This window comes from Aquimarina algiphila, assembly GCF_007489275.1.
Taxonomy (GTDB): domain Bacteria; phylum Bacteroidota; class Bacteroidia; order Flavobacteriales; family Flavobacteriaceae; genus Aquimarina; species Aquimarina algiphila.
On record NZ_VLNR01000005.1, the window covers coordinates 62553 to 86602 of the forward strand.

Consider the following 24050-nt stretch of genomic DNA (forward strand, 5'->3'; position numbering starts at 1 on the left):
ATATGTTTGCAGAAATTATTACTATAGGTGATGAAATTCTGATAGGTCAGATCATTGATTCTAATTCTGCGTTTATGGGAAAAGAATTGAATAAGATAGGTGTTGATGTACATCAGATCACATCGATTAGAGATGATCGACAACATATTCTTGATGCTCTTGATGAGGCAAGTAAGAGAGCAGATATAGTGTTGCTAACAGGAGGTCTTGGACCGACTAAAGATGATATTACTAAACATACTATTTGCGAATATTTTGATGATACTTTGGTGCAGAATGATCAGGTGTTGGCTCATATAGAAAAGTTATTTGCAAAATATATCTCAACTCCAATTTCCGAGGTAAATAAGCAACAAGCTCTTGTTCCTAAAACTTCAACGGTCTTGATGAATCTTTTTGGGACAGCACCGGGAATGTGGTTAGAAAAAGAGAATAAAGTATTCATATCAATGCCTGGAGTACCATATGAAATGAAAGGTTTAATGAAGAATGAAGTACTGCCAAGACTACAAAAGAGATTTGACAGACCATACATTATACATAAAACTATACTTACATACGGTTTAGGAGAAAGTTCTATTGCAGAAAAAATTGAAGATTGGGAGAATGATTTACCCTCTTTTATTAAGTTAGCCTATTTACCTAATTTAGGTAATGTAAGACTTCGGCTTTCAGCTAGAGGAAATGATAAAAACCTTCTAGAAGATACAATAGAAAGCAAAGTACTGGCTTTACATGATATTATAGGTGATATTATTGTTGGCTATGAAGAAGATGAAACTATCGAAGTAAGAATAGGGAAGCTATTGGTTAAACAAAATAAAACACTTTCATTAGCAGAGAGTTGTACAGGTGGTAAAATAGCGCAATTATTTACAAGCAGAGGAGGAGCATCAGCTTATTTTCAAGGGGCAGTAGTTACTTATGCTACTCAATCCAAAGTTGATATATTAGGAGTGGATGAAGAAATTATAAAAAAATTCACGGTAACTAGTGCTGAAGTTGCAGAAGCAATGGCTTTATGTGTAAAAGAAAAGTTTAAATCAGATTATGCAATTGCAACTACAGGTAATGCAGGTCCAGAAAAAGGAGATGGAGATGTAGAAGTGGGTACAGTTTTTATTGCAATAGCGAGTCCAAATGGTGTTTTTTCAGAAAAATTTGTATTCAGTAATCTTAGGGATCGAACCATTGGAAAAGCTGTTAATAAATCATTTGAGCTTCTTCTGCGCGAATTGAGGTTAAATAAAGATTTAATCGCGAATGATTAATTGTTCTACCCATGCGATAGCATCGTCTAAAGTGTGAAAAATTTGAGTGGGTTTGTTTAAAAAAACTTGCTCTAATTCTGCAACCTCTTTATTGAGAAGATCATATGTTACTACTGCAAAGCCCAATAAATTAGGAAATAAATCAGTAGATTTATAATGAGCTGTAGGTTCAAAAGAGTATGAATTAATCCTATTGGATATATATACAAAAGGTGTTTTGTTTCCATAGTGTTCTTTGCCTAGTTGAAATAATGCAGCAGCTTTCTCAAAATTAAGTATAATACCTTCTTTTATTTCTGTCACAACATAGTTTTTATAGAAATAGGCTGAGCCTATATCAAGCTCGTACTTTTTAATAAATTGTTTGTTGTTTTTTGTATACATTATATGATGTAGATATTATATCCTAAGATACAATAATAAATGGTAATGATTTAAAAACTAAGATACTGTGTTGTAATAAAAAAGCGAATCATGGTACCATGATTCGCTCTATAATTACTACTTAATTACCCCCATAATAAGTTGTAAGTTTTTACTATAAAAATTAACTACTATAAAAGTAATAGAATCCTTTTATTTGTGAAATAGGTAAAAACCCCTTTTTTTTCTTTTTTTATGTCTTAAAAGAAAAACTAAAAAAAGAAGAAAATTTTACTAAACTATTATTGGTGGTTCGCTAAATAATTCGTTAATTTGCACCCTGTTTTGAAATAATACCAAAATTAAGAAGAGATGTCAAGAGTTTGCGAGCTTACAGGTAAAAAAGCAATGGTAGGGAACAATGTTTCTCACGCGATGAATAAAACAAAACGTAAATTTAATGCGAATTTAATTAAAAAGCGTTTTTATATTCCAGAAGAAGATCGTTGGATAACACTTAAAGTGTCTACTGCTGCGTTAAAAAATATAAATAAGAACGGAATCTCTGCGGTTTTAAAAGAAGCTAGAGAAAAAGGTTTTTTTAATAAATAATCTTCTTTTTTAAAGATACTTATAATGGCAAAGAAAGGTAATAGAGTGCAAGTGATCTTAGAATGTACAGAGCATAAAGCTACGGGTAAACCAGGTACATCAAGATATATTACAACAAAGAACAAAAAGAACACTCCTGATAGAATAGAATTAAAGAAATTTAATCCTGTTTTAAAGAAAATGACTGTTCATAAAGAAATAAAATAATAAGAGATGGCAAAGAAATCGGTAGCATCGTTACAAACAGGATCAAAGAGATTAACGAAAGCCATAAAAATGGTAAAATCTCCAAAAACAGGAGCTTATACTTTTGTAGAATCAATAATGCCACCAGAGGCAGTTAGTGATTTTTTAAAGAAAAAGTAATCCCTTACAAGATATTTTAAAAAGAAGCCGTTTCAATTGTATTGAAATGGCTCTTTCTTTTTATATTTAAAGAATGTAACTAACTATTTTAGTTTTTTTAATTTTTAGCATATTGAATAGTACAGATGGGGCTTTTTAAAAATATATTTTCTTCAGAGAAAAAGGAAACACTTGATAAAGGATTAGAGAAATCTAAAACTAATTTTTTTTCTAAATTAAGTAAAGCAGTAGCAGGTAAATCCAAGGTTGATGATGATGTACTGGATGATTTAGAAGAAATATTAGTCACAAGTGATGTTGGTGTGAAAACCACCATTAAGATTATAGAACGTATAGAAAACCGTGTGTCAAAGGATAAATATCTGGGAACAGATGAATTAAATAAAATCCTTAGAGAGGAAATTGCGGGTTTACTTTCTGAAACCAATGTAGGAGAAGCGACCGATTTTGAGATTCCAAAGGATAAGAAACCCTATGTTTTAATGGTTGTTGGGGTAAATGGAGTTGGTAAAACCACTACAATAGGAAAATTAGCTTATCAGTTAAAGAATAAAGGGTTAAAAGTTGTATTAGGAGCAGCTGATACCTTTAGAGCGGCGGCTATCGATCAGTTACAAGTATGGGCAGATCGAGTAGATGTTCCTATAGTTAAGCAAGATATGGGTAGTGATCCGGCTTCTGTGGCTTTTGATACATTAGAATCGGGAGTGAATCAAGATGCAGATGTGATTATAATTGATACAGCAGGTAGATTACATAATAAAATCAATTTGATGAACGAGTTGACAAAAGTGAAACGAGTAATGCAGAAAGTGATAGGAGATGCTCCTCATGACGTATTATTGGTTTTAGATGGTTCTACTGGTCAAAATGCTTTTGAACAAGCAAAACAGTTTACAGCTGCTACAGAGGTAACTTCGTTAGCAGTTACCAAATTAGACGGAACAGCCAAAGGCGGAGTAGTGATTGGTATAAGTGATCAATTTCAAATCCCTGTTAAGTATATAGGTGTTGGAGAGGGTATTGAAGATCTTCAGGTATTTAATAAATATGAATTTGTAGATTCGTTCTTTAAATAAAAAAAAGAAACTGTTATAATATAGTTAAAAAGGCACCTTGATATAATTAAGGTGCCTTTTTTTATTGATTTTTATATAAGGATAATATACAAGCAAAAATTGATTGGATTGTAAACCTTACCCATATAACGGTTTTAATAATGATATTTAAGAAAGCTCTTTTTTTTGTCATAACTATTTTTTGTTGTTGTTTACAGAGAATTAACGCTCAGAATCAGTTTGATCAAGATCAATTCCTTTGTCGAATATTAGATGAAGATTCAAAAACTCCGATATTTTATGCTACTGTTAAGTTGCTGGGAACAAATAGAGGAGTGATTGCAGATGATGAAGGTCAATTTAGACTCCCTTCAACTTTGGATGTTTCTGGAAAAATAAGTCTATCTTCTATAGGATATAGAACTAAAGAAATAGTAATAGGGAAACTTCTTAGCAACCAGATAAATATTATTTATTTAAAACCCAATGTTGAAGAATTAGATGCTGTTACATTGGTTTCGGGAAGAAAGAAAAAACGTCGGTTTACTGCTAGGCAAATCATAAAAAAAGCATTACAAAATATTGTTCTAAATTATCCTAAAAAGCCATTTTCATATATAGCTTATTATCGTGATTATCAGCAGCCTGTAGATGATTCTTATAGAGTGTTGTCCAATCAAAAAAAAAGCACTCAATATATTAATTTAAATGAAAGTATAATTGAGGTATTCGATGCTGGATTCGGTACAGATTATTTAACTAATAAACAAAATCAAACACTGCTTTATAGCTATCACAGAAATGAGACTTTTGCTCAAGATAGTGGATTAGCTATCCCTTATGATAATGTAAAAGAAAAATACCTGGAAAGTGTTATTATTTCTCCTTTAGGAGGAAATGAATTAAATGTCTTGAATATTACCAATGCAATACGGAATCATGATAGGATGTCTTTCTCCTTTATAGATGTTTTGGATGTAGATTTTTTGAAGAATCATTTTTTTAGCTTGCAAGGTATCCGTTACCTTGATGATACCCCGATCTATGAAATTAATTTTGTGGCAGAAGACGCGGCTTCTGGAGCACTACATTTTGCAAAAGGGAAAATTTTTATTGCTAAGGAGAATTTTGCAATTCATAAACTTAATTATGAAGTATTTAAACAGAAAAAAAAGAATGCATTATATAGAGTTGCATTAGAGTATGCTCCTATAAAAGGAAAAATGTACCTTAATTATATAACATTCAATAATAAATTTCAGGTTAATACTGATTATTATTTTAGGATAGAAAATATTTTCTTAGATCTTGATAATATGTTTTTTGATGTGTATTTCAACAGAAAATTAGATAAAAAAACAATAACTCCTATTTCAAATAAGTTTAAAATAACATATACTTATAAAAAACATAAGGTTCGTATTAAGGATGTTTTAACCTTTGATGATCATTTAAGGATTGTAATAGATCAAGAACAATTATTTTCTATACCCGATTTTAACTTTAAAAACTTTTCTGAAGATATTAAGTTAAAAATTAGAAATATCAGTGACATTGATGGAAATGTAATAAACGAAATTCCTAAAGTAACCTTAAATCAATATAGAGAGATATTTGTACAAGAGGTTTTTCCCGGTAAAAAGATAAAGGATACTACAAAAACAATGAATAAGTATGCTCCATTATCTACGTCTGAGATTAATCTTTTTAAAGATAAAGATAAGTATTGGGTAAATACTCCGTTAAAAAAGCACACAGGTCATTAATTAAGAGAATTTTTAAATTTAAAATCTACTTTTCATGAAAAACGTAATTATACTTCTTCTTTTTGTTGTTTCTGTTTTTGTTTCTTGTAAAAAGGAAAAGGATACAAAACCACAAGAAGAGAAACAACCCAGGGTAGTTTGGCAATCCTATGATGAAACCAAAGATCTGGAAGCAACTCAATCACTTGAGCAGGCCAGGATGCATTTAAAATTGGTGAATTCTAAAGTATTGGATAAAAATGACATTTGGAAGAGTTTAGAGCCCGAATTAGATTTTTTCTCTGAAGAAAAATATAAGAGTTTAAAGCAATTTATCTTGGAAAAAGATATACCTACAATTCAACAAAACATAAAAGATAATAGGCTTACGTATGAAGAGTTAACTCTTTTCTATATCTACCGCATTAGAAAATACGAAAGTGATAATGCTTTGTCATTAAATTCGGTGATAGCTCTCAATCCAAAGGTAGTCGATCTTGCTCGAGAATTAGATAAAGTTGATAAAGCGAGTATTGATGTAAATTCTGTTTTTGGGATGCCTATTCTGCTTAAGGACAATATCAACACAGAAGATATAGCTACCACAGCAGGAGCAATAGCGCTGCAGCATAATAATACTAAAAACGCTTTTATAACAGAGAAGTTAATTGCGAAAAATGCGTTAATTCTTGGCAAAGCTAATCTTAGTGAATGGGCATATTTTTTATGTTCAGGATGTCCAGTTGGTTATAGCGCAGTAGGTGGACAAACTCTTAATCCATACGGGAGAATGATTTTTGAAACCGGAGGATCTAGTTCGGGTAGCGGAGTTACGGTAGCAGCAAATTTTTGCGTCGCAGCTATAGGAATGGAGACTAGCGGGTCTATTTTGTCTCCATCTAGTCAAAATTCTGTAGTTGGGCTTAAACCAACCATTGGAGTATTAAGTAGAACAGGAATAGTGCCTATTTCGAGTACTTTGGATACTCCTGGTCCTATGACCAAAAGTGTGATTGATAATGCAATTGTACTCAATGCAATTATTGGTAAGGATAACAATGACGCACCTTCTATAGCTACAGATATAAATTTTGTAAACTTAATTAATGATGTGAGTTTAAAAGAAAAGCGTTTTGGTATTATAAAAGACCTTTTAGAAGATTCGATATACAAAATAGCAACAGAAAAAATAGAGAAAGCAGGAGGTGTGCTTATTGAAATTGAACCAGAACAAGTTCAATTACCAGGTTTCCTAAGCATTTTGAATATTGATATGAAAAACGATCTTCCAGAATATATTAAAACACAGGCTGGGGATGAAGTTGAGATAAAAAATATCGAAGATGCGATTGCTTTCAATAATAAAGATACGTTGATACGTATTCCATATGGGCAACAATTATTTGAGGGTATAATAACAGATAGCACTACAGTCGAAGAATTAAATGAGATTAAGGAGAGGTTAAAAACGGCTGCGCGTACATATTTTGATGTTCACATAAATAAACATCAATTAGATGCAATACTCTCCATTAATAATTATCATGCGGGATATGCCGCTGTTGCCAAATATCCGGCTCTTACAGTACCTATGGGATATTCAGCCAAGGGAGAACCAAAAGGGCTTACGTTTATTGCCGAACCTTTTTCTGAAGGTAAATTATTGCAATTGGGTCATGCGTACGAAAAAGTTACAAAAGAACGTAAGATGCCTGTTTCATACATTGAATAAAATATAAAAATCCCCTCTTTTGTAAAAAAAGAGGGGTGTGGGTTTTAATTGTTGAGGTCAAACGTCAAATAGATCATAAAAATGCAATACGCTATTAAGAAAGCCCCGCTTAACAGCAATCCAAGTTTTGACGCCTGTTTAGGTAATTTTGACATAGGTTTTGGTTTGTAGAGTAAGATGATTATGGGTTTTAATTTATTTGTATGATATTAAGTGATTTTTTTGTGTTATTAATGAATATAAAATAAGTGATAATGATTTAATTACATCTATTTCTAAGTACATCATCAAAAGTGTTTTCTAATTCTCCAAGACTGCTAACCCTTAAGACAGCACCATCAGAAATAAGAACAGTCATAGGAAAATCCAGGTTAACAAAATCATTTCGATTTAGCCCGTCTATAAAATCATAAAAGTCCTTATCATTTTCAAAATCCACTTTAAGTATTAATTCATTTTGTGAATCAAAACCAGAAGCAGAAAGTGGGTATTCAAAATCAATACAAGCGATACTATCGTTTTGACCATTACAATTGTTTACCTGTCCTTGTAGTTGTGTATCATCATTAACTGCAATTTCTGTAAAGTCATTAAATATTAGAGTTATTGGAAAACTAAACACTATTGGATCAGTATCATTAAAAAGTCCTTGGTTGGCTGCAATGTCGTCTATAGTGTTATAATTTATTACTTGACTATTTGCTGTAATCGTGAACGGAAATTTTATACTAAAACAACTTGCTTTATCAATAGAGTCATCTACAGAACCGTCATTAGTTACGGCACGTAAAATCAACCCAGCTATTTTAGAATCTGAACTAAGGTATTGATTATTTGTGTCTTGTAATAATTCATCTGATTCACTTCTACAAGATGTGATGAACATGGTAATACCCCATGTTAAAAGAAATAGAATTGAACTGGTTTTTGTATTCATAAGCTGCAATCTTTTCAAATATAAGATTATACTATTATAACAACTAAATATTAAAAATCCCTTTTTTATTTTAGTTTTTTCTAAATTTAAACCCAAGAAACTTTATAAAAATGCCAAAAGAGCTGCAAGAAGATGTCTGCGAAGAAAAGATGTTTTCTAAGATCTATACGAAATATTCAAAAGATTTATACAACTATCTATATTATAAATATGGTGAGTCACTGAGTCCTAATGATAAAATGCAAGATGCTTTTATTAAGTTATTAGATAACTGTAAAAAAGTTACTCCCTCTAAAGCAAAAGCTTTTGTTTTCAGTGTTGCAAAAAATATGATGCTTAATGAGATAAAACATCAAAAAGTAGTGCTACGACACAGAGAGAATAAACCAAAAGAATATACAAATGAGTCACCAGAGTTTATTATAGAAGAAAAGGAGTTTTTGAAAAAGTATCAGATTGCATTGAGCAGGTTAACAGAAGATCAGCGAGTCGCTTTTTTATTAAATAAAGTAGAAGGGAAAAAACATATCGAAATCGCAGAAATGCTTGGTGTAACGCGTAAGGCAGTGGAGAATAGAATCTATACAGCATATAAAAAATTAAAAAGCGAAATAGAAGGTTTTAAATAATTGTAAAGGAAAAAGAAACATTAAGTTGTTTTATATATAGAAGGGTGTAAAAAAATGAATAAAGAATATCTCATAGAAAAATGGTTGATTGGGGAATTAACCAAAGAAGAGCTGGAAGCATTCAAAAAATTGGATGATTATGATATGCATATCAAAATCATGGAAGGAGCCAAAAACTTTAAAGCTTCTGAAGTTTCTGAAGTAGCAGATTTGGATAGTTTCTATGCAAAGCTGGATCAACAAAAAACACCTGCTGTCGAACATAATACTTGGTATAAACCATTTCTTAAGATCGCAGCAGCTTTTGCAATATTAGTAGGTATAGGGTCGCTTTTCTTCCTAAACTCTAATACAAATATAGAGACAATGATCAGTGAGAAGATTTCTGTAGAATTGCCAGATGCTTCTACTGCAATGTTAAATTCAAAGTCAGAAATAACATTTAATAAAAATGACTGGACTACTAAAAGAGAAGTAACTCTCGAAGGAGAAGCTTTTTTTAAAGTAGCTAAAGGATCAAAATTTGATGTGATTACAGATGCAGGTAAAGTGAGTGTGCTAGGTACACAATTTAATGTCAAGAATCGTGAAGGGTATTTTGAAGTACAATGCTTTGAAGGATTGGTTAATGTGAAATATAAAAATCATATAAAGAAATTACCGGCAGGTAAAACTTTTAAAGTTGTAAAAGGAATGATAACTTCTGATACTACATTAAATCAACAGCCAGAATGGATGAGTAATGTAAGTAGTTTTAAGAGTGTTCCTTTTTATGTGGTAATTAATGAGTTCGAAAGACAATATGATGTTGTTTTTTCGTTAGAGAATATAGATACTTCGCGTATATTTACGGGAGGTTTTGTGCATACAAATTTAGAAGAAGGCTTAAAATCAATAACATTACCCCTAGATCTTAACTATACCCTTGACTCAACCAATAACATCAAACTATTTAAAGACAAGCCAAAAAAGTAACATATTATTACGGCTTTTTTTTGCATTTTTTGCGTTCTTGTCTTATAGCCAGAATTCAAATGATAAGATATTATTAGTCGATATTATTTCTGATCTTGAAAACCGTTTCGAATATAAATTTACTTATGCAGATGATACGATAGAAGATATTTATGTATCAAAACCAAAAAGAAATATTTCGATTGAACAAATTCTAGAATTTCTAAAGAAAGAAACAAGTTTGAAGTTTAGTAAACTTGCAAATAACTTTATTTCTATTAATAAAAAAAATGTGTCTTTTGTTATTTGTGGAAAATTAGAAGACAAACGTACAGGACTTCCTCTCGAAAGTGCAACTATTCAAGGAAAAAAGAACTCATCGATAAGTAAAGAAGATGGAAGCTTTGAATTAGAGATTTCAAACCCACGTGAAACTATCTTAATAGGGCATTTAGGGTATAGAACGATATATCGGTTGGCTGATTCTTTTAGGCCAAATGAGTGTGCTCCCATTTTTATGAATCCAAAAATAGAAACATTATCAGAAGTTATACTTAATGATTATATCACCAAGGGAATTGATAAATCTGCAGATGGTAGTTTGCAAATCGATTATAATAATTTTGATATTCTTCCCGGACTTATAGAAACAGATGTTTTACAAACAGTACAGGCATTACCTGGAATTCATAGTGCAGATGAAACAGTGTCTAATATTAATATAAGAGGAGGAACCCATGACCAAAATTTAATTCTTTGGGACGGTATAAAAATGTATCAATCTGGTCATTTTTTCGGATTGATATCTGCTTTTAACCCAAGGCTTACCAAGAAAGCTGTACTTTTAAAAAATGGAACAAATGCAGAATATACAGATGGAGTGTCGGGAACAATCATAATGAATACAGATGAGAATGTTAATGATGATTTCAATATGAGTGTTGGATTAAATATGATTAATGCAGATGCTTTTATGGATATCCCCATAGGAAAAAAATCTTCATTACAAATAGCCGGAAGAAAATCGATAAGCGATGTTGTAGAAAGCCCTACATATGAAGAGTATTTTAAGAGAATTTCTCAGGATAGTGAGCTAACACCTGAAAATGAAAACATAATATTTGATTTTTATGATGTTGGTTTACGGTGGAATTATAATATTTCTGATAATGATAACCTAAGAGTTAATTTTTTGGCCATAAATAATGAATTAGTATTTACAGAAAATATTAATACTAATACTATAGAAGAATCCCGTCAAAGTAGTTTAATGCAAAATAGTTTTGCAGGAGGAGTTTGGTACGAGAGGAGTTGGAGTGAAACATTTAAGTCTGTTCTTCAGGTATATGAAACAGACTATTTACTTAAAGCCGTCAATGCAAACTTTCAGGATGGGCAACGATTTTTGCAAGAAAATATAGTCTCAGAAACAGGAGCAAAATTAAAAACATATTATGATTTTAATGAAGCTATAACACTTCTCAATGGATATCAATTTATAGAAACAGGAGTCTCTACTTTAAATGATATAGATGAACCGCCGTTTAGAATAAAAGAGAATAGAGTAATAAGAACGCATAGCACTTTTTCTCAATTATATTATAAATCTAAATCAACCAAAGTAAATGTTGGAGTACGATATAATTTTAATGAGAAATTTGATAGCCACATTATTGAACCAAGATTGTCGTTTAACCAAAAATTTCTTAAATATTTTAATGTAGAAGTATTAGGGGAGTTTAAACATCAAAACATTTCTCAATTAATAAATGAACAAAATGATTTTTTGGGAATAGAAAAAAGAAAATGGATACTGTCTGAAGAAGAAGAAATACCGATTATAAAAAGTAAGCAAGCATCTTTAGGATTGTATTATAATAGAAAAGGGTTGTTAATGAGTATAGAGGGGTATTATAAAACAGTAGAAGGGATAAAAGCCAAAGGACAGAGGTTTCGTAATGAATTTGAGTTAGAAGACGCTATCGGCGAATACACCGTAATTGGAGTTGATTTTTTAATTAATAAAAGATTTAATGATATTAATACATGGATGAGTTATTCTCATGCTCAGAACAATTACATTTTTACCGCCTTTAGCGATGAAGAGTTTCCTAACAATATAGATATACGACATTCTTTAGCAGTAGGAGCATCATATACAATTAATAATTTAAAAATATCAACTGGGGTAAATTGGAATTCTGGGTTACCTACCACCAAGCCAATAGCAGATAACCCTATATCAGGTGATGATATTAACTTTGAAAAAATAAATAGTAGTAGGTTGGATGAATATTTAAGGTTAGATATTTCGGCAACCTATGATTTTAAAATAGCTAAAGGAGTTTTAGCCCATACAGGGGTATCTGTTTGGAACCTTACAAATAGTCAAAATGTAATCAATAAATATTACAGAATTGATCAGAATAATGCACTTCAGGAAGAAAACGAATTCCCTTTAGGGCTAACACCAAATGTAACGTTTAGAGTGTCTTTTTAAAAAAAGGATTAATTTATTAATGCATTGATTCTCTCCCATAAATCATTATCAAAACTAGAAGGTCCTAATAGTGCTTCCCCAGTATCATTACCCATTCTAACTACTACAAGGTTTTGACTAGGAACTATATATAGTTTTTGATCATTTTTGCCAAGACCTGCAATTAGATCATCTGGCGCTTCTGGTATTAATTCACTCATAAATAATATTTCAAATCCGGGAGCTCTGAAGCTTGGTTTTCCGTTTAACCACCATAAATAGCCATAGGATTGATTTAATACCTGTGATGTGGTTGTCATTTCCGAAAAATAATTCGTGTCATTAAGGACCTCAGTAGAATCCCATGCTCCTTTATTTAGGTTCAATAATCCAAAACGTGCCATGCTTAGTGCTGTACTATAGTAAATGTTAGAGAAACCAAGTTTTATCCAACTACCGTCCATACCGATTTTGTTTTTTACTTTTGTATCAAAGTATACATTATAGTCTTGATTAGAAGCCTTTGAAATGATATCGGTGACCAAGGTATAAGTAGCATTGTGATAATACCAAAAATTGTCAGGAGCATTGAGGTAAGTTAAACAGTCAGGATCAGTGCAATTTTGATTAGTAATAGTATAATCCAAACCGGTTGTCATGGTTAGGTGACTTCTTATTGTGATAGCATCCTCCTGTTCTTTAGAGATATTTGCCCATCCAGAACCTAGGTAGGTAGCAGATGGTTCATCAATGTCTAGTAGGTTTTCTTCTTGCGCAATTCCAACGGTAAATGCCGTGAGCGTTTTTCCCGCAGAATACCAAGGATTAATATCAGTTGCAATAGATCCGTTGAAATATTTTTCTATAACTATTTTTCCGTTTTTTAGAATAATAAATGCTTTCGTTCCTTTTGCTTCGAGAAAATCATATAGAGGTTGTTCTTTATTAGTATTCCATCCAAGTTCTTGAACTGATAGTGTTTCCCAAATAGCAGAATCTATTGGTGGAAAATACAGAGTATTGTTATTTGTAGTATCTGTAATAATAGTTTCATCAGAGGTTTGATCTGTAGATTCATTATCAGAGCATGAAGCGTTCATCAACAATGTGATAGCTATACTATATATAACAACCTTTTTCATAGACTGAGGTTTTACAGATTTAGACTCTTTAATTTACAAAAGGTTTAATAAAGAGAAGAGGTAACATTCAGAGTTATTGGATTTATAGGGTGATCTTTAGTTAATCCTCGTATCTTTGCAGACCTTTATCCAGAATATATGAGAACAAAGACATTAAAGAAGAATAAAATCAATGTAGTCACATTAGGTTGTAGTAAGAATGTATATGACAGCGAAGTGCTGATGGGACAATTGCGCGCAAACAACAAAGAGGTGGTTCATGAAGAGGAGGGTAATATTGTTGTAATTAATACTTGTGGTTTTATTGCAAATGCAAAAGAAGAGTCTGTAAATACTATTTTGGAGTATGTGCAAAAGAAGGAGCAGGGTACAGTTGATAAGGTTTTTGTAACTGGATGTTTATCCGAGAGATACAAACCAGATTTAGAAGAAGAAATTCCAGATGTGGATAAATATTTTGGTACAACCGAACTTCCAGGGTTATTAAAAGCTTTAGGAGCAGATTATAAGCATGAATTAATTGGAGAGCGTTTAACCACGACACCAAAGAATTATGCGTACCTTAAAATTGCTGAAGGATGTGATCGTCCATGTTCATTTTGTGCAATCCCTTTGATGCGAGGAGGTCATAAATCAACACCAATTGAAGAGCTTGTAACCGAAGCAGAAAAATTAGCTGCCGACGGAGTCAAAGAATTGGTTCTTATTGCTCAGGATTTGACATATTATGGTTTGGATCTTTATAAAGAAAGAAAACTAGCAGATTTACTAAAAGCATTGGTAAAGGTAGATGGTATTGAATGGATACGTTTGCATTATGCATTCCCAACTGGATTTCCAATGGAAGTACTTAAGGTAATGAAAGAAGAACCAAAAGTATGTAACTATATTGATATCCCGCTTCAACATATTGCTGATCCAATATTAAAATCGATGCGACGAGGGACAACTAAAGCAAAAACAACTAAGTTACTTAAGGAGTTTAGAAATGCAGTTCCAGAAATGACAATTCGAACCACACTTATTGTTGGATATCCAGGAGAAACACAAGAGGATTTTGAGACATTAAGAGATTGGGTAAAAGAAATGCGTTTTGAACGTTTAGGGTGTTTTACATATTCACATGAAGAAAATACACATGCCTTTAATCTTGAAGATGATGTTCCTGAGGAAATAAAGATGGACCGTGCAAATGAAATTATGGAAATTCAATCTCAAATTTCATGGGAATTGAATCAACAAAAAATTGGTAATGAATACAAAATAGTTATCGATCGTAAAGAAGGGAATTATTTTGTAGGTAGAACCGAATTTGATTCTCCAGATGTGGATAATGAAGTATTGGTTGATGCATCCAAACACTATCTTAAAACAGGAGAATTTACGACAGTCAAAATATATGAAGCAGAAGATTTTGATTTGTATGGAGAACCTATCTAGTAAACAATCTAACTTCTTTAAGTAGATATATAATACAACTTAATTCTAATACAAAAAGAAGCCCATTTGGGCTTCTTTTCTTTAAATAGCAGGCTCTTTTTTTATGTTTTTGGCTAACTCTAAATTGTTAAGAGAACTATTTTTTAAAAAAGAGAAATATTGATCTCTTTTTGTCTTAATTATTTAGACCGTGGTCGCTTTCAACATAGGTGTCAATAATTTTTCCAGGCTCAACATCAGGGGTTTCCTGTGGAGTGTTTTCTGTGGTAGCAATACTTTCTTCAAATGATTCTGCTTCGCAAGAACATAAGATAGTAATAACTGAAAGTAGAAATAATGATTTTTTGATCATCGTTATAAATTTTATTTTGTTGGGCAAATTTGTGGTAAAACAAAAAGTTTAGTTGTTTAAGCCACCATCATTTTCAATATAAGTGTCAATAATTTTTCCTGGTTCAACATCAGGAGTTTCCTGTGGAGTGTTTTCTATAGTTGCAATGCTTTCATCAAACGATTCTGCTTCACATGAAAATAAAGTAGTAACAATAGCAAGTAGAAATAGTGATTTTTTGATCATCATTATAAATTTTATTTTGTTAGGTAAATTTGTGGCAAATTATTCTTTAATAGTTCCATCATTAGGATTAGTAATTTCTGGATTTGAATCTCCTGGGGGTACTTCTTCTGTATTATTTTCCTGAGTTGGGATTGATGAATCAAATGATTCTGCTTCACATGAAAATAAGATTACAACAACAGCTAGTAGAAATGGTAATTTTTTGATCATTATTTAAAATTTTATTTTGTTCTTTTTATTTTGTTCGTTTAAATCGGCGGCAAATGTATTTAAAAAAACAACACAAAATCTTAAAGTTTCGCTAATGAATTTCCTGCGAAAAAAGGAGGGCGAAAAAAGTGAATTGAAGTATTTTTAATTGAATTAAGGTGAACGTTTTGAATTATTCAATACTCTAAAGGAAGAAGGTGATTATTCTTCAAATTTTGAATCATTTTATTGAAAAATAATCATCTTAATTATTGGTTAAAATAAGCATTATGTTAACAATATGATAATATTAGAAGTGGTTTTTATAGTATTTTTATGAATAATTCATTAAAAAATATGATTTTCGTGTTTTTATTTAATTTTTATAAGTAAATACGATAACCTTCTTAGAGATTTGAATGATAAAAAAATGATCTGATAATTTTTAGAGTTTTAAAACGTAATAATTGCACTTTTTTTTAGAATTAGCAATTAAAATTGTGCCTAAAAAAGACTTGTAATTTAGATGTTTTAAAATAGGTTTAAATAAGAAATAGGGTTTGTAATATAAAGAGGTCTAAATTTTTCACATATAGACCTCCTTACTTTACTTTGATATTTTATAATACCTGAAATAATTCTGAAATAGGTTTGCGTACTTTTTTACTATCTTTAGTTATATCCTCATCAGATCGATATCCAATTGTAGCAATTACTGATGCAGATAAACCTTTTTCTGATAATCCCAAAATGGTATCATATTCGTCGGGTTCAAAACCTTCCATAGGACATGCATCTATTTTTAGCTCTGCACAGGCGGCTAACAAATTACCCAAACCTATATATGTTTGTCTTGCTGTCCAGTTCTTAATGGCATCATCATTTAATTCTCCAATTTTTGACTTCATAAAGTCTCCATATCCTTCTAGATCTTCAATGTTAAGATTTTGGGTATCTGCTTTTAATTTTAAATAACTATCAATGGTTTCTGCCCCTACTTTGGTATGATTACAAAAAACAACCAAGTATGATGCATCGACTATTTGGGATTGTCCCCAAGATACAGGTTGTAGTTGTTTGCGTAATTCTGAATTTTCTATAATTAAAACAGTATACGGTTGTAACCCATAAGATGAAGCAGATAACGAAATCGCTTCCTTGATTTTTTCGAGATCAGTTTCAGAAATTTTCTGTGTTGGATCAAATTTTTTGGTGGCATATCGCCATTTTAGGTTTTGTATTAATTCCATTATTAATGATTTTAAATTGACATTGGTACTTCCATTAGTAATATTTTGGATTCACTATCTGCGATAACATTAATTTTAGTAGTATCCCAGACACCAAATCCATCTCTTTTGTTTAGGCTTTGTCCTTCTATATTCATATCTCCTTCAAGTATGAATGCGTATACTCCATTATTAGGATTCTTTAATTCATAGGATATAGAATTTCCTTTTTCGAACTTTCCTATGTGAAACCAGGCATTCTGATGAATCCAAACTCCAGAATCTTCAGAGTTAGGAGAGAGGACTTGTAATAATTGGTTTTTTAATTCACTTTCTTGCAAAGTAATTTGATCATAACGCGGTACTACATTTTTTTGATTAGGAATTATCCAGATCTGCAGAAATTTTACGGGAGCATCATTATTTTTATTGTACTCACTATGAAAAATTCCGGTACCGGCACTCATTATTTGTATATCACCTTGTTTTATAACCGTAGTATTGCCCATACTATCTTTATGTTCTAGATCTCCTTCTAATGGAATAGAGATAATTTCCATATTATCATGTGGATGTTTACCAAATCCCATTCCCGCCGACACTATATCATCATTTAATACCCTTAAAGCACCAAAATTCATTCTTTCGGGGTTATAATAGTTGGCAAAACTAAAAGAGTGATTAGAGTGTAACCATCCGTGATCTGCTTTTCCTCTGGTATCTGCTTTATGCACAATAGTTTTCATTTTATATCCTTTCTTTTATATGGTATTTCTTTATTACACTACAAAATTGATACTTTTTAAGTCTAAAAAGAATATAAGAATACGAGGTAGTCATATCAAAATCCGATATTGGATTACTTTTTAAATTGAGAAGGTGAGATTCCTGTACATTTTTTGAAAAAATTACTAAAATTGGATGGCTCAGAGAACCCAAGTGCATAAGCAATTTCTTTAGTAGTATGATCAGAAAAGAATAACATGCGCTTTGCGGCAATTGTGATACGTGATTGGAGATATTCTTTTGCTGTTCTACCGATTAAAGATTTTACAGTTCGATTAAGGTGATCAGGTGTGACGTGTAATGCTTCTGCATATTGATGAACCAAATGCCATTCTGAAAAATGATTTTCAACTAAGGTCTTGTAATCCTTTAATATTGTGGATCCAGCATGAATCTGTTGGGTGTTTTTTTGATCCAGATCACAAATGTTATTACAGGATATGAGGAATAATTTAAGTAATGCTCCCAAAGCATGATATTTAAATTTTGTATGAGAGCGTAGAGTACTGTAGATTTGATCACAGTACATATTTAATATGTCTACCTGTTCAGAATTTAAAGGTAAAGGAGGTGATTTCCCATAATCTGTAAAAAGATTAATATCTTCAATAAAATGATAGTCAATATTATTTTCGGTTAGAAATTGCCTGGAGAATGTAATTACCCAACCATAAGATTTATGTTCTTCGATGACCTGATGAATTTGTCCGGGACTTATAAAAAATACCTGGTGATTCTCCAGGTCATAGGTTGTAAAATCTATGATATGTTTTCCTTTAGCTTTTTTTATAAAGAGTATAGTATAGAAATGATGACGATGAGGTTCATCTAGTTTGCCTTTGTTTGCCTCATACATACCTTCTGTTTTCTTAATATCAAAAGTCATTTGATCATTTGATCGATCTACAAACTCATAAGTTTTAATGGACGAAGGCATAAAATTGATTAAGCAAACTAGGCTATTGATTTTTTCTCAATCTAAATATAGCTATTTAAGATTGATAATTGTTGGTAAAATATACTCTTCACATTTATTTCTTGTTCATTTTTCTATAATGGTTTATAAATTAAAAGATTTTCTAAATTACTTACATCAACTAATCATATTGCCATGTTGTAACACATTATCGAATTTGGAGACCGATAAGGCACACTCAAAAAGACTAATCATATGACTAAGGATTCTAAAAAAGGTGAATTGAAAAAAAAGGAAGGGTTGAATTGGCAAACCGAGGCAGACGCTGAACTTAACTCTTCTGAATGGTTTGGAGCAATTATTCGCTATTTTTGGCACTTAGGAAGGAAGAAATTTGACACTTTTTATAATCAAAGAGAGTTAAAAAAGAATGCTATAATTGGATGGTTATTAAAAGTTATCATGTTAATTATCCTAATTTACTTAGGATATCTATATATGAATTCAATTTAAAAACATGTTAGAATAAGGTGTATAGCCCATTGTGTATGAATTCCTCAACTGAATTCATTACAATTTTGCATCTTAATGATTCGTTGGGAAGTTTCCTTAAGAAAATTCCGCAACAAGCCATACAAAGAATGCTATAATTATGGTTTTGTAAAAAAATAAAACATAGCATCAATGAAAGTAGCTTCGTCAGTTATTTTTATCCAAATGCATTAAAATTTTTCTCACTTTGGATTTGATGGAAGCACTTTCAGCTTGCATAGCATTTTGACAGAGTACTCTAAGCTCTTGTTTATATTCAGGGATATGTTTTGTTACTTCATAAAACCCTTGATACCCCCAAGCTCGAACAAACTTTTTTTTACTAATAATACATGCTCTTACAAACAGATCCAAAGTATTAATAACGGAAGTACTAATGAGAACTTTTGGGAGTAATTGTAGTATATGTAATTTGGCTTCCCAATTTTTTAACTTGGTACTATTGCTTAGTAGTTCATTTATTAAATGTTGTGGGAGCGTTTTTTTATGATCGTAATGATGCTTAATAAGCCAGGTAGTAGCAGTTTGAAGTGCTGTGGTATTATATGTAATGTTTACTAAGGATTCAAAAAATGAAATATCATGATGGTTATGGTCATAACAGGCTATTAAGTAATCGGTATGAATACCATCCCATTTTTTTAGAATATGGATAAGATTACTTTCCATTTTTATATTGACATCAGATTACTTTAATCAACTCTTTTATGATTGATAGAGTAATGTACTATTTTTTTGTAAACTTATACTCGTCATCCCAAACAACCGAAAAGTTTTCTTTTTCTTCCTTTATAAATTCTACATATTTACCATAGGTAATATCAATAAATTTGGTATTGGATAATGCTCGAAGAGGATAAGTTGTAGTATTGCTAAGATCAGTCATGATCAGGTGATCACCATCTTTTTTAATTTCAACAGTTATGATTTCATGGTTCTTATTACCGATGTAAGTACCTAAATATTTGTTTTTTGTATCTGAAGGAATTTTTATTGTTTTAATCTTTTTTGGAAGTATAATATCCCAGGAATTAAGTTCACATAAGCCTCTTAGGATTTCTCGAAATAAATCCTCTCCATTATCAGAGTTGGTGGTCATAATAATGCCATCGCCAGTATATGGGTACATCACCATATAACTAAAAAAACCAGCAATTCTTCCGCTATGCGAAAAACTAAAATAATCATCTTTTCCTCTTAGGTCAAGCCCCAGACCATATTTATCGCCTTCCATCAATTCATTTGCAGAACCTCTTGAAATATTCCCTTCTTCTGTAGTTAATGATTTTTGAAGTGCTATACACATTTTTGCTAAATCAGAAGGGGTGGTCCATAATCCTGCAGAAGTCTTTCTCGGCGTATTATGCCAATAGCCTTTCCTCACTTTTCCTTTTGTAGTGTAGGAATAGGAGTATTCGACATTGTTCTTATTTGGTAAAATGGTCTCAAAAGTACTATGAGTCATTCCTAGAGGTTCTAGTACATTTTCTTTTGCCAAATCAGCAAAGGGGCTACCTGTAATATCTTCTAATACCTTTTGAACAATTGAATATCCAGGATTAGAATAATTATATACTGTTCCTGGTATGGTATCCATAGAAAATCCGGGATTGTTTCCAATACCATTAAGAGTCTCGTCTAAACTGGGAAGTCTTTCTGTTGTAGTATACCCACTGGCATTAAAATTTGAAACTCCGGCAGTATGATTGAGTAACATTCTCAGTGTTATTGAAGCTTTACTGGTAAAATCATTTTCTGGTAGCTCCCAGGATTTTAGATAAGTGCGAATATCTTCGTCAAGGTCTAATACGCACTGATCTCTTAGTTGTATTGTTGTCAGCCCAGTGATCGATTTACTAATCGAAGCCACTTGAAATCTAGTATTTTGATCAACGACTATATGATCTTCTTTTCTGGCGTAACCATATTCTTTTACCAAGTCTATTTTCCCATCTTTTATAGTGGTTATACTAACTCCAGGGATATTATAATGCTTCATTCTATCTAAAATATTGTAATAACGAGGTTCAGAAATCACTTGAACCATGGGAAGCAAATGATCCTCAAATAATAAATTTTGAGGATCGTTATTACGTTTCTTGGTTTTAGAACAAGAACAAAATAATAGCATGATAGTAAACAGAATAGTCGAATATATTACTAGTGATTTCATCTGTTTACATTTTGTCGCTTTAGTCCTTTACCTTATCATTGTTTTCGTTTAACAAAATCGGAGTGCCAAAACCTAATTGTTCTAATTTCTTTAATTGTGTTTTGGCATCACCTACTACAAGGTATGTCATTTTGTTAGGATTAAGATATTTATTAGCCAACTGTTTAACTTCTTCTACAGTCATATTATTTACAATAGATTCTCGTTGGGTAACATAATCTTTTGGATATTGAAAAGAACTAATGTTAAGTAACATATTCAATTTAGAGTTTAAAGTCTCAAAGGCTCTGGCGTTGCTTTTTATTAAAGAGCTTTTTGTGATTTCTAAATCATCTTGATTATAGTTTTTACCGTAATTATTAAGAATCTGTTTAATCAACTCTGCAGATTCATAAGTAACATTGGATCGTACACCACTTGATATTCTAAATGGTCCTGGGATAGTACTACCAGAAAATCCAGAGCGTATACCATAGGTGTATCCTTTACCTTCACGCAATTGTTGTGTCAACTGAGAGGCAAAACCCCCACCTCCTAATCGATAGTTCATAACTTGTGCAGGATAATAATCAGTATCTGTAGCAGCCAGGGCAGGATATCCAAATCGTAATTGTGATTGTTTTGCATCCGGGACATCATAAAAATATACTTTGGACTGTTCTGGAGCTTTAGGTGTGTCTATATCTGGAAATCTAACTTCTTTAGTTTGCCAATTGTTATTGAGCGTTGCTAACGAGTTTTTTACTTGAGAACTTGTAATATCTCCTACGATAAGCATCTTAGTAATGCTAGGTGAAATATTTTGGTTATAGTATTGTTTAAGATCATCAATAGTTATAGACATGACAGATGCTTCTGTGCCTAAATTATCATGAGAAAGAATATGACCTTCTCCATAAATAAGTTTAGCATATTGGTTGTTTGCGATATTTCTAGGACTAGCTTTTCCTTGTTGAATTTCACTAATAACACTTTGCTGAAGTAATCCAAACTCTTTGACATCCCATCTGGGTTGAAGGATCATTTCTTCTATCAAGCGTATGGTCTTGTCATAATTTTTGGAAAGAGTACTACCTTGTATTACTATGTTTTCATTTCCTCCCGAGATTGTAATAAATGCACCAAGGCTTTCGATCGCATTTTCGAGCTCTTCTGGAGTTTTATTTTGTGTTCCTTTAGTCATTAGTCGTGCTAAGAGGTTGGATACACCAATTTTGTCTGACTTTTCTAATAATAATCCTCCTCTGATATTCATTCTAAATTGAACAAGCGGTACTTCACTATTTTGAATTCCGTATATCTCTAGTCCTGAACTAAGATTTTCTTGCCATAATTCAGGTATTTTGACCTCTGGACTTTCTCCATATGGAGGCTCTAGAGAACGATCAAAAGAAGAAGGTGTTTTCTCATATTCTGCAGTAATGCTAGCATCAAAAGTTTCTTCAGCTCCTTCAACGATTTTCTCTTCCACAACTTCAGCAAGTGTCGAATTATTAAGTATTAAGTCGGTCTTACCAATAGGAACAAAACTGGTGGCAATATAATGCTTGTCTTTAATGTACAGGTTATATACTCTAGTAATGTCATCAATAGTTACTGCCAGTATATTTTGCACATCCTGATTAATAAAGCCAGGATCTCCAGCAAAGATTTCATACTGTGCTAATTGAAACCCTTTACCGAGTACACTGGATAATCTGTTATAAAAAGCGGTTTCTTGACCAGCTTTTATACGATCCAAATCTTGTTGAGAAATACCCTCGGTTTCAAATTTAGTAAAAGCTGTTTTAATTGCTTTATCAACATCGTTTAAGTTCGTTTTTTCAAAACCACGAATAATTAATTCATACTGCCCAGCTAATTCTGATCCAGCATTATACATGGTAACCTCAGAAGTTAATTGCTTTTCTTCTACTAATACTTTATAGAAAGGAGCTTTTTTTCCTTCAGAAAGATAACTGGTTAATACTTGTAGAGGGTAAGAGTCAGGATGATATACTGGAACCGTAGGCCATGTCATGGTTAATTGTGGAAGTCGTGCAAAATTATCTTCATAATATAATTTTTTGGTTTCGTTCAAGATCGCAGGACGTTTTTCGAGGGTTGGAATGTCTTTTCCTCTTTTAATCTCATCAAAGTATTTATGTACCCATTCTTTTGCCTGATCAGCATCAAAATCTCCTGCAATTGTTAGTGTTACATTGTTAGGAACATACCAACGGTTATAAAAATCTTTTACATCTTGTAATGTTGCGTTCTGCAGATCCTCGAGAGATCCTATTACTTGCCAGCTGTATGGATGATCTGCAGGATACATGTTTTTGCCAATTATATAATCAACATGTCCATAAGGACGATTGTCGATACTTTGACGTTTTTCATTCTTAACTACTTGTTTTTCTTTAGCCAAAACAGGGTCGGTAACAGTATTAATGAAGAACCCTAGTTTATCAGCTTCTGCCCAGATCATCTTTTCAAGGGCATCCTTAGGGACAGTTTGGTAATAATTAGTTCGATCTCTGCTTGTAGAACCATTTGCCCCGGATCCTCCAATACGTGCGCTCATTTTATCTAATCCACCTTTTCCCAGATTTTCTGATTCCAGAAAAAGTAAATGCTCAAATAAGTGAGCAAAACCAGTTCTTCCTTCGATCTCACGAGCAGAACCAACATGTGCAGTTAATGCTACTGCAACTACAGGATCAGATGTATCTCTATGAAAAATTACTTGTAACCCGTTGTCAAGTGTAAACTTCTCAAAATCTACATTAAATTCCTTGTTTTTGATTGCTTGTGTTTTGGGTTCTGGATCTTTTTTACAAGAGATCAGTATTCCTGAAAGGAGTACGATTGTAAATAGAAATTTTATTGTTTTCATGATTGATAAATTAAGATGATTT

Annotated in this window: 24 protein-coding genes; 12 read left to right on the forward strand and 12 right to left on the reverse strand. The window is 31.8% G+C overall.

What is annotated here, in order from left to right; genetic code table 11:
* Positions 1–2 precede the first annotated feature (2 nt).
* Positions 3–1271, forward strand: a complete 1269-nt coding sequence (locus FOF46_RS03590) for a CinA family nicotinamide mononucleotide deamidase-related protein (RefSeq protein WP_143915482.1) — start codon at positions 3–5, stop codon at positions 1269–1271.
* Here the strand turns inward: FOF46_RS03590 and FOF46_RS03595 are convergent.
* Positions 1254–1574 (reverse strand): hypothetical protein, encoded by a 321-nt coding sequence (locus tag FOF46_RS03595; RefSeq protein WP_143915483.1) that lies wholly within the window; start codon positions 1572–1574, stop codon positions 1254–1256. The genes FOF46_RS03590 and FOF46_RS03595 overlap by 18 nt on opposite strands.
* A gap of 432 nt (positions 1575–2006) precedes the next feature.
* On the opposite strand from FOF46_RS03595, the gene rpmB reads away from it, so the two are divergent.
* The 6 genes from rpmB to FOF46_RS03625 all read left to right on the forward strand — a co-directional run bounded on the left by rpmB (position 2007) and on the right by FOF46_RS03625 (position 7147).
* Positions 2007–2246 (forward strand): 50S ribosomal protein L28, encoded by a 240-nt coding sequence (gene rpmB / locus FOF46_RS03600; RefSeq protein ID WP_109437158.1) that lies wholly within the window; start codon positions 2007–2009, stop codon positions 2244–2246.
* Between the two features lie 24 nt (positions 2247–2270).
* A complete protein-coding gene (gene rpmG, locus FOF46_RS03605) occupies positions 2271–2453 on the forward strand; it encodes a 50S ribosomal protein L33 (RefSeq protein WP_109437157.1) in 183 nt (60 codons plus the stop codon).
* Positions 2454–2459: 6 nt separating this feature from the next.
* Positions 2460–2612: a DUF4295 domain-containing protein gene (locus FOF46_RS03610; protein ID WP_081748330.1), complete on the forward strand. Its 153-nt coding sequence runs from the start codon at positions 2460–2462 to the stop codon at positions 2610–2612.
* 125 nt (positions 2613–2737) lie between these two features.
* Positions 2738–3691 (forward strand): signal recognition particle-docking protein FtsY, encoded by a 954-nt coding sequence (ftsY, locus tag FOF46_RS03615; protein WP_143915484.1) that lies wholly within the window; start codon positions 2738–2740, stop codon positions 3689–3691.
* 140 nt (positions 3692–3831) lie between these two features.
* Positions 3832–5436: a carboxypeptidase-like regulatory domain-containing protein gene (locus FOF46_RS03620; RefSeq protein ID WP_143915485.1), complete on the forward strand. Its 1605-nt coding sequence runs from the start codon at positions 3832–3834 to the stop codon at positions 5434–5436.
* Positions 5437–5470: 34 nt separating this feature from the next.
* Complete coding sequence (locus FOF46_RS03625) at positions 5471–7147, forward strand: amidase family protein (protein WP_143915486.1); 1677 nt, start codon at positions 5471–5473, stop codon at positions 7145–7147.
* Between the two features lie 259 nt (positions 7148–7406).
* Here the strand turns inward: FOF46_RS03625 and FOF46_RS03630 are convergent, their stop codons facing one another.
* Positions 7407–8084 carry a hypothetical protein gene (locus FOF46_RS03630; protein ID WP_143915487.1) on the reverse strand — a complete coding sequence of 226 codons (678 nt, stop codon included), beginning with the start codon at positions 8082–8084 and terminating at the stop codon, positions 7407–7409.
* 110 nt (positions 8085–8194) lie between these two features.
* Here FOF46_RS03630 and FOF46_RS03635 point away from each other — a divergent pair, with 110 nt between their 5' ends.
* Genes FOF46_RS03635 through FOF46_RS03645 form a run of 3 tightly spaced genes read left to right on the forward strand, consistent with a single transcriptional unit; the run spans position 8195 to position 12167 of the window.
* On the forward strand, positions 8195–8713 hold the full coding sequence (locus FOF46_RS03635) for an RNA polymerase sigma factor (RefSeq protein ID WP_200825128.1): 519 nt from the start codon (positions 8195–8197) through the stop codon (positions 8711–8713).
* A 54-nt stretch (positions 8714–8767) separates the two neighbouring features.
* Positions 8768–9688, forward strand: coding sequence for a FecR family protein (locus tag FOF46_RS03640; RefSeq protein WP_143915488.1), 921 nt, complete (start codon positions 8768–8770; stop codon positions 9686–9688).
* A gap of 37 nt (positions 9689–9725) precedes the next feature.
* Positions 9726–12167, forward strand: a complete 2442-nt coding sequence (locus tag FOF46_RS03645) for a TonB-dependent receptor (protein ID WP_208746745.1) — start codon at positions 9726–9728, stop codon at positions 12165–12167.
* 8 nt (positions 12168–12175) lie between these two features.
* Here FOF46_RS03645 and FOF46_RS03650 read toward each other — a convergent pair whose 3' ends face one another.
* Entirely contained in the window at positions 12176–13288 is a 1113-nt protein-coding gene (locus tag FOF46_RS03650) for a serine hydrolase domain-containing protein (protein ID WP_143915490.1), read from the reverse strand.
* Between the two features lie 138 nt (positions 13289–13426).
* Here FOF46_RS03650 and rimO point away from each other — a divergent pair, with 138 nt between their 5' ends.
* On the forward strand, positions 13427–14728 hold the full coding sequence (gene rimO, locus FOF46_RS03655) for a 30S ribosomal protein S12 methylthiotransferase RimO (protein ID WP_143915491.1): 1302 nt from the start codon (positions 13427–13429) through the stop codon (positions 14726–14728).
* Between the two features lie 175 nt (positions 14729–14903).
* Here the strand turns inward: rimO and FOF46_RS31325 are convergent, their stop codons facing one another.
* From FOF46_RS31325 to FOF46_RS03670, 6 genes are all read right to left on the reverse strand, one after another.
* Positions 14904–15080, reverse strand: coding sequence for a hypothetical protein (locus tag FOF46_RS31325; RefSeq protein ID WP_160114235.1), 177 nt, complete (start codon positions 15078–15080; stop codon positions 14904–14906).
* A 48-nt stretch (positions 15081–15128) separates the two neighbouring features.
* Positions 15129–15305 carry a hypothetical protein gene (locus FOF46_RS31330; protein ID WP_167571737.1) on the reverse strand — a complete coding sequence of 59 codons (177 nt, stop codon included), beginning with the start codon at positions 15303–15305 and terminating at the stop codon, positions 15129–15131.
* Between the two features lie 39 nt (positions 15306–15344).
* Positions 15345–15515, reverse strand: coding sequence for a hypothetical protein (locus FOF46_RS31335; protein ID WP_160114234.1), 171 nt, complete (start codon positions 15513–15515; stop codon positions 15345–15347).
* Between the two features lie 599 nt (positions 15516–16114).
* Positions 16115–16744, reverse strand: a complete 630-nt coding sequence (locus FOF46_RS03660; RefSeq protein WP_143915492.1) for an NAD(P)H-dependent oxidoreductase — start codon at positions 16742–16744, stop codon at positions 16115–16117.
* Positions 16745–16755: 11 nt separating this feature from the next.
* Positions 16756–17469 (reverse strand): pirin family protein, encoded by a 714-nt coding sequence (locus FOF46_RS03665; protein ID WP_143915493.1) that lies wholly within the window; start codon positions 17467–17469, stop codon positions 16756–16758.
* Between the two features lie 113 nt (positions 17470–17582).
* Positions 17583–18446, reverse strand: coding sequence for an AraC family transcriptional regulator (locus tag FOF46_RS03670; protein ID WP_143915494.1), 864 nt, complete (start codon positions 18444–18446; stop codon positions 17583–17585).
* A gap of 234 nt (positions 18447–18680) precedes the next feature.
* Here FOF46_RS03670 and FOF46_RS03675 point away from each other — a divergent pair, with 234 nt between their 5' ends.
* Positions 18681–18938 carry a hypothetical protein gene (locus FOF46_RS03675; protein ID WP_143915495.1) on the forward strand — a complete coding sequence of 86 codons (258 nt, stop codon included), beginning with the start codon at positions 18681–18683 and terminating at the stop codon, positions 18936–18938.
* Between the two features lie 186 nt (positions 18939–19124).
* Here the strand turns inward: FOF46_RS03675 and FOF46_RS03680 are convergent, their stop codons facing one another.
* The 3 genes from FOF46_RS03680 to FOF46_RS03690 are packed head-to-tail and all read right to left on the reverse strand — an operon-like array spanning position 19125 to position 24028.
* Positions 19125–19646, reverse strand: a complete 522-nt coding sequence (locus tag FOF46_RS03680) for a hypothetical protein (protein ID WP_143915496.1) — start codon at positions 19644–19646, stop codon at positions 19125–19127.
* A 58-nt stretch (positions 19647–19704) separates the two neighbouring features.
* Positions 19705–21150, reverse strand: a complete 1446-nt coding sequence (locus tag FOF46_RS03685) for a serine hydrolase domain-containing protein (protein WP_143915497.1) — start codon at positions 21148–21150, stop codon at positions 19705–19707.
* Positions 21151–21169: 19 nt separating this feature from the next.
* Positions 21170–24028 (reverse strand): M16 family metallopeptidase, encoded by a 2859-nt coding sequence (locus tag FOF46_RS03690; RefSeq protein ID WP_143915498.1) that lies wholly within the window; start codon positions 24026–24028, stop codon positions 21170–21172.
* Between the last annotated feature and the right edge of the window lie 22 nt (positions 24029–24050).